The organism is Candidatus Accumulibacter cognatus, assembly GCF_000584975.1.
Taxonomy (GTDB): domain Bacteria; phylum Pseudomonadota; class Gammaproteobacteria; order Burkholderiales; family Rhodocyclaceae; genus Accumulibacter; species Accumulibacter cognatus.
Window position 1 is genome coordinate 1 of record NZ_JDST02000092.1, and the last position, 6,334, is coordinate 6,334.

7 protein-coding genes, 1 tRNA gene and 1 CRISPR repeat array are annotated in these 6,334 nt (G+C 59.7%); of the genes, 4 read left to right on the forward strand and 4 right to left on the reverse strand.

Going from position 1 to position 6,334, the window contains the following annotated elements; genetic code table 11:
• The first annotated feature begins 117 nt into the window (after positions 1-117).
• Positions 118-367: a CRISPR direct-repeat array (repeat unit 37 nt; unit sequence CGTCTCAATCCCTTTGAATACAGGGCTGGTTACTGAC).
• Positions 368-596: 229 nt separating this feature from the next.
• Positions 597-686, reverse strand: a tRNA-Ser gene (locus AW06_RS16180).
• 235 nt (positions 687-921) lie between these two features.
• On the opposite strand from AW06_RS16180, the gene AW06_RS16185 reads away from it, so the two are divergent.
• Complete coding sequence (locus AW06_RS16185) at positions 922-1,575, forward strand: sigma-70 family RNA polymerase sigma factor (RefSeq protein ID WP_337958801.1); 654 nt, start codon at positions 922-924, stop codon at positions 1,573-1,575.
• A complete protein-coding gene (locus tag AW06_RS16190) occupies positions 1,572-1,790 on the forward strand; it encodes a zf-HC2 domain-containing protein (RefSeq protein WP_034952096.1) in 219 nt (72 codons plus the stop codon). The genes AW06_RS16185 and AW06_RS16190 overlap by 4 nt, the downstream gene beginning before the upstream one ends.
• A gap of 133 nt (positions 1,791-1,923) precedes the next feature.
• On the opposite strand, the gene AW06_RS16195 is transcribed toward AW06_RS16190, so the two are convergent.
• A complete protein-coding gene (locus AW06_RS16195) occupies positions 1,924-3,849 on the reverse strand; it encodes a PhoX family phosphatase (protein ID WP_034952098.1) in 1,926 nt (641 codons plus the stop codon).
• Here AW06_RS16195 and AW06_RS21005 point away from each other — a divergent pair.
• Positions 3,848-4,048, forward strand: coding sequence for a hypothetical protein (locus tag AW06_RS21005; protein ID WP_138677477.1), 201 nt, complete (start codon positions 3,848-3,850; stop codon positions 4,046-4,048). The genes AW06_RS16195 and AW06_RS21005 overlap by 2 nt on opposite strands.
• Positions 4,049-4,161: 113 nt before the next feature.
• The gene (locus tag AW06_RS16200) at positions 4,162-5,142 is read left to right on the forward strand and encodes a PfkB family carbohydrate kinase (RefSeq protein ID WP_034952100.1); all 981 of its coding nucleotides are present in this window, start codon (positions 4,162-4,164) and stop codon (positions 5,140-5,142) included.
• Between the two features lie 167 nt (positions 5,143-5,309).
• Here the strand turns inward: AW06_RS16200 and AW06_RS16205 are convergent, their stop codons facing one another.
• Entirely contained in the window at positions 5,310-6,074 is a 765-nt protein-coding gene (locus AW06_RS16205; protein WP_034952102.1) for a GntR family transcriptional regulator, read from the reverse strand.
• Between the two features lie 24 nt (positions 6,075-6,098).
• The coding region (locus AW06_RS21010) for a hypothetical protein (protein ID WP_273704800.1) at positions 6,099-6,334 on the reverse strand (236 nt) is incomplete at its 5' end.

Consider the following 6,334-nt stretch of genomic DNA (forward strand, 5'->3'; position numbering starts at 1 on the left):
GATCGAAGGCAGCTTGATTGACACCAGAACCAGGCCCGGCCAAGCGCCGGGTTTTTTTATCGGTCACGAAACAATCATGGCGACTCGTCGGCGGTGGTCAAATCGAGATGATCCGGCCGTCTCAATCCCTTTGAATACAGGGCTGGTTACTGACAGGGAATCATGAACAAAACACGCATCATCTCGTTCGTCTCAATCCCTTTGAATACAGGGCTGGTTACTGACGCACGGCAATGGGCCACAGTCAACGTACTGGATACGTCTCAATCCCTTTGAATACAGGGCTGGTTACTGACGTCAAGGTAGAGGATACCTTGAAGGATCTGATCTTGTCTCAATCCCTTTGAATACAGGGCTGGTTACTGACTGCACCTACGCAACTGTAGCTTGTCTTTCAGACACTTGGCGGGGTCGTTCCCAACTTTTCTCTTGCCCCTCGGAGATGTCTTTCCGTAACAGCCACAGAATCCTCAAACTGACGCTTCGTTGTCTCACGACATGCCATGCAAGCGCATCAGATTTGATGGTACCAATGATGGGATTCCAATTCGCATAAACCTGAAACCCTTGCTAAGACTGGCTTTGCGTGGCATTGCTGGCGGAGAGGGCGGGATTCGAACCCGCGGTAGGCTCACACCTACGCCTGATTTCGAGTCAGGTACATTCGGCCACTCTGCCACCTCTCCTTCGGGCGCGAATATTAGCACAAGATGACCAGACGCTACGCTGAGGGTGCCATATTCGGTCAAAATTGCGGATGCTCTGGCTATGCTGCACGCCCACTTGCGTATAAACTGCCGCTGCATTGCCCGACGCTGCAGTCACTTTGCCACCCTTGGCGGCGAGTCCAGCTGCTCATTATTTTGGAGAACAATGATCCTTGCCAGACTCATTTCGCTTCCTTGCTGACTACACGGCCGCATGATCGAGAACAGCGGCAGCGACATCGGGCAAACGCCATTACCCAGGGCCATGAGCCGGAAGCCAACGCCGGATGCGGAGGCCATCGCCGCTGAAATGGCCGGTTTTCGGCGCGAGATGCTGCGTTTCGCGATCCTGCAGTTGCGTGACCAGGCTAGTGCCGAAGATGCCGTGCAGGAGGCGATGCTCGCCGCGCTACAGGGGGCCGACCGTTTTGGCGAGCGGGCCAAATTCAAGACCTGGGTCTTTTCGATTCTCAAGAACAAGATCGTCGACATCATCCGGCGACGAGTTCGCGAGCCGAACTACCAGAACCCCGAAGAAGAGATCGATGAAAGCGATTTCGACCCGCTTTTCTCCGCCAACGGCCACTGGCAACGCGATGCCCGCCCTGCGGACTGGGGAGACCCGGAAAAGAGTTTTGAGGACCAGCGCTTCTGGGCGGTCTTCGATAGCTGCCTGAATCGCCTGCCGGCAGCAACAGCGCGCGTTTTCATGATGCGTGAGATGCTTGGTCTGGAAACCGACGAAATCTGCGAGGAACTGTCCATCAGCAGCAACAACTGCTGGGTGGTTCTGCACCGGGCACGCATGGGTCTGCGCCTGTGCCTCGATCAGAAATGGTTCATGACCGGAGAACTGGCCCGAGAATGAACTGCAAGGAAGCCATCCGGCTGATGTCGGAAGAAATGGACCGCGATCTTGACGGTGGCAATCGCTTTGCACTGCGGCTGCACAAGTTGATCTGTGTCGGCTGCAGAAACTACCAGAAGCAACTGTCTTTCATCCGACAGGCGTGCCAGCAACAGGTGGCTGTCGACGACGCGCCCCCCACCACCCCCGATTTGAATCCCCCTCAGAGGTTGTGAATAAATCGACTGCGCGACCGATCTGCGGCGTTGCTCAGTCGCTCACTCCTCGCCTATCCATTTGATATGTCTCGTCGTTCGCTCCCTCGCGCTTTGCCTCTCGGCCTGCTCGCGACGATTTCTTGACAACCTCTCAGCAACCAACGATGCCGCCATCCTGGCGGCGGATGACCATGGTTGCCGAGCGTGGTCGGCCACCGGTCAGTTCAGGGAACTGACTGGCTGGCCAGACTGCCCCGGTCAGCGGCTTGGCCGGAGCGAAACGGCCACCGACGACCTCACCGGGATGCTGAACGTTGATGAACAGGTTGCAACCATCAGGGCTGGCCGTGAGTCCAGTGATCTCGCAGCCTCTCGGCCCGGTGAGAAAGCGCCGGATTTCGCCACTTGCAACGTCGGCGACCAGCAGCTGATTGTTGCCGAATCGCTCATGGTCGCCACGATTGACCGCACTGCCGGAGATGTCGGTGGCAATCCACAGGCGACCGTCGGGGTCGAACCACAACCCGTCCGGACTGGCAAAGGCGTCACCTCGGATGTTGCCGCGTTTGTCGGGGTCGGGATGCTGCGGGTCGCCGCAGAGAACGAAGATGTCCCAGGCGAAACTGGTAGCCGCTGCCGCAGCACCCTGCCCGTCTCCCTCGCGCCAGCGAATGATATGGCCGAACGAGTTGTCGGCACGTGGATTGGCGGGGTCGACAGCGCTCCGCTGACGGTTGTTGGTCAGGCTACAGTAGACTTCACCGGTTCGTGGATGGACGGCAACCCACTCCGGGCGGTCCATCTTCGTCGCTCCGACACGGTCGGCAGCTTGACGGGTATGGATCAGGACGTCGGCCTGGTCGGCAAAACCATGGGCTGCGTCGAGACCGTTCTGCCCATGCTGCAGAGCAATCCACTGGCCGCGCCCATCGGCAGCAAAACGGGCGACGTACAGCGTCCCAAGCGCGAGCAACGCGGCACCGCCGCCTGGTTTGCCGGCGTCGAAACGATCACGTGAGACGTACTTGTAGAGATACTCGAAAGCCTCGTCGTCGCCCATGTACACCACCACCCGGCCATCGCCGGCCAGCGTCAGCATCGCTCCCTCATGTTTGAAGCGGCCGAGTGCGGTGTGCTTGACCGGTTCGCTACCCGGATTCCAGGGATCGATTTCGACGACCCAGCCGAAACGATTGGCTTCGTTGGGCTCGCTCGCCACATCGAAACGGCGGTCATGCTCGTGCCAGCGGTAGCCGGCACTCCGGGCACGGATACCGTAACGTTTCTGTGTCGGCGTCGGCTGGTCGAGTCCGTTGAAGTACGCGTTGAAATGCTCCTCGCAGGTCAGGTAGGTGCCCCAGGGCGTAACGCCCATTGCGCAATTGGCGAGGGTACCGGCCACGCGCTGCCCCCCCGCGTCGTCGCGGGTGCGCATGGCAGCGGTGCCGGCAGCCGGACCGTCGATGCGCATCGGCGTGCGCGCCGTGATCCTGCGGGCGTAGGTGGAAGGCCGGACGAGCTGCCAGCGCACGTCCTTGCAGCGGCTTGTGAGTTCGATCTCGATCACCGAAACGCCATGCGCATTTTGCGACTTGAGCGTCTTGGCCTCGCTCCAGTTGGCGCCACCATCCGGGTGAAGCAGGTTTTCGTCGGTGTATTCGTGGTTCACGCACAGCAGGCCGTGCGTCGACGAGGGTTGGCCGTGGCTGACGAAAGGAAAGAAATGCATCCCGTCGTGATGCATTCCCGCCTGCTCGGCCTGCTCTGCGGCACTGTTACCGGCATCGGAGCGGAAAGCCGGGCCATTCGAGATCGGGTCCCCCCAAGCGTAGAGCACCTGCAGAATATAGGCTTCGGGAACGCGTACAAGATCCTCAGTGGATGCGGCAATCGCTCTGAAACCGATCTCTGATCGGTCTGCAGCAGCCAGCGCGGGCAAGCCGAGAAATGGCAGTACGACACTGCCGAGACTCAGTTGAAGCAGGCGGCGGCGTATTTGGGCATGTGGCGCAAGCGCTGTGAGAAACTGTTCAAAATGCGGGTTCGGGCTGTCGTTGCTGACCGGATCGTCATCCATGGGCGGCATTGCTGCAAAGAGAGCGAAAAAAGCAATTATCAGGCAGACGAGGCTGGCGGGCCAATCGGCAAGCAGTAGCGGCTCAGAGGAAATTTTTTCTAACAGCCCACAGTCATTCCGGCGTACTCCGGAATCCAGATTGATGCATCTGATCAATAATGAAGGATATTTTGCCGGAGCACTTGCTCCAGACTCTTGACCTTTCCTGCAGGAGGTGAATACGATGGCCCCGGCTTGGTTGGCAGAATACTTTGAGCCGAATCGAATAGCGGCTGTGCTGCTGCTCCGACTTTCCTATCGTCATGAACCGTCTTGGATAAGAGTGTCAATGTCTTTGTCTGCGCCAATCTGGTCATGGCCTACTGCTGGCTGGTTGCGCGCCTGCCGTGCGCGGCCGAAACCCTGCGCGCCGACGGCTTTCTGGTGGAACCGGGTGGCAAGGGACTCAATGTAGCGGTGGGCACACGCCGTTTGGGCGCCGAGGTCAGCGCGCTGGTTGGCGTTGGGCGCGATTCCGGCGGCCGGTGTTTGCGCGATCTGTTTGCCGCGGAAGGGATATCCACGGAACTGGTGTTCGACTTCGACACCCCGTCCGGGCATGGCGCCGGACTGATTGGCGCCAATGGCGAGAACCTGATTGCCGTGTATCCCGGCGCGAACGATCGTCTCGAAGCCAGTCACGCGATTCTTTCACAAGCCGCCATCGCAGCCGCCGATCTGGTCTATGGCCAGTTCGAGACATCGCTGGGCGTACTTTGGGAATGCTTCCGCCGCGCACGCAGGGATGGCGTGCGCACGGCGCTTAACCCTTCACCTTGGCAGCCCACAGCGCCGCAGCTCTTGGCATTGTGCGATATCCTCATCGTCAACGAAGTTGAAGCGCAGGGGCTCATCGGCTGTGGAGATCTGGTTCAGGACACCCTGATGGGCTGCCTCGCGCAAGTGCGCGGACACGTAGCCGATTTCTTCCGCACATGGTCCGGCGAACTTCTGGTGTTGACCCTGGGCTCACGTGGAGCCCTCGCCTTTCCGCGCGCAGGGAATTGCGTTGCCGCTCCGGCTTATCCCGTCACCGCTCTCGACAGCATCGGTGCCGGCGATGCCTTTGCTGCCGGCCTGTTATACGGTCTGGGAGCCGGCATCCCCCTCCCCGACGCGCTCGACCAGGCCAATGCCTGTGGCGCTTTCATGGCCGCGCATCGGGGCGTGTTATCCGCACTCCCGACGGCGGAGTTGCTACGCGATTTCAGACGCGGCCTGGCGGCTGTTCAAACCACAACTTCATTGCCGTGATTGCGCCGGTCAGGAAGACCATGACCGCGCTGGCCACGCTCAGCGGCAGGTCCTGCCTGAGCAACCCATGGACTAGCCAAGGGGCCAAGCAGGATTTGAGTTTCCTCGAGTTCGTATCGGCTATCCGGTGACCAGACCGCGCTCAACCCAAACGCGGGCGGATTCTCTCAGGCGCGCAGCTTCAACCGATACGCGTAGGCATCGCCGCGGAACAACCCTTCCACGTATTCCACAAGTTTCCGGTGGCTGGAGTAGGTGCGGCGCTTCAGCAACAGACAGGGCGCGGGCGCCGAAAAACCGAATACTTCGCTTTCCAGCTCAGAACTCAGCACCGCTTCGATGCTCTGATCCGCATCGGCGAGGACGATCCCGCACGGATCGCGCAAGAAGGCATAGGCCGAACCATTGGTATCCCAATTCTCCAGGTCCGGTGCCAGGCCCAGGTCATACCAGGCTGTCTCGTAGCTCATGGGCTGTTCGTCACCCAGACGCAAGCGCACCATCTTGAGAAATCGCGCTGACGAAGGGCGTCCGAACATGGAAGCCAGCGTACGATCCTGTATCACCATGCGTTCAAGCAGACGCGTGGAAGGTGTCATGCCCAGTTCGCGCATTTCCTCGGAAAATCCCTTGAGCCGGCCCATTTCGGGACTCACGCGCGGCGTACCGCGAACCACGGTGCCGCCACGCCCGTAGGAAGCCAGCTTATGGGACTCGCGCAGCGAGTCGTAGCAGCGCTTGACGGTCGTCCGGCTGACGGCAAGCAAGTCTGCGAGCACCCGTTCCGGGGGCAGGTTGGCGCCTTCGGCCAATTCACCGGAATCGATCAGGCCGGTCAGTTGCTGCAGAATCTGCTGATAGTAAGGCTGGGAATTGCCTGGGTTGGGCCGGAGACGCTCCGCCAATGCTTCAACTGGAATCACTTCGGTCATTACTGGCCTCCATTTTGGATCTGTCTACGTGAGTCTCATGATAATCGACGATCGAGCGTCGAAACCACGCCTACGGTAACGTACGGTAACGACATCGGAAAGGATTTCATCGCCATACAGCATCTGTCCGACGGATGTACGGTCGACCTCATTGGTGTGCGCCGGGGCCGTCATGCCGCACAGCCAAACGTACGACTCGCGATGGATGATGCACCACACGGAGCTGAGTTCGTGTGATGGATATACTGAAATAGGTAACA

Bases quoted from the DNA above. Each gene is read 5' to 3' on its own strand.
- AW06_RS16185 (WP_337958801.1), top strand. From the start codon at position 922: ATGATCGAGAACAGCGGCAGCGACATCGGGCAAACGCCATTACCCAGG.
- AW06_RS16190 (WP_034952096.1), top strand. From the start codon at position 1,572: ATGAACTGCAAGGAAGCCATCCGGCTGATGTCGGAAGAAATGGACCGC.
- AW06_RS16205 (WP_034952102.1), bottom strand. From the start codon at position 6,074: ATGACCGAAGTGATTCCAGTTGAAGCATTGGCGGAGCGTCTCCGGCCC.
- AW06_RS21005 (WP_138677477.1), top strand. From the start codon at position 3,848: ATGGGCGGCATTGCTGCAAAGAGAGCGAAAAAAGCAATTATCAGGCAG.
- AW06_RS16195 (WP_034952098.1), bottom strand. From the start codon at position 3,849: ATGGATGACGATCCGGTCAGCAACGACAGCCCGAACCCGCATTTTGAA.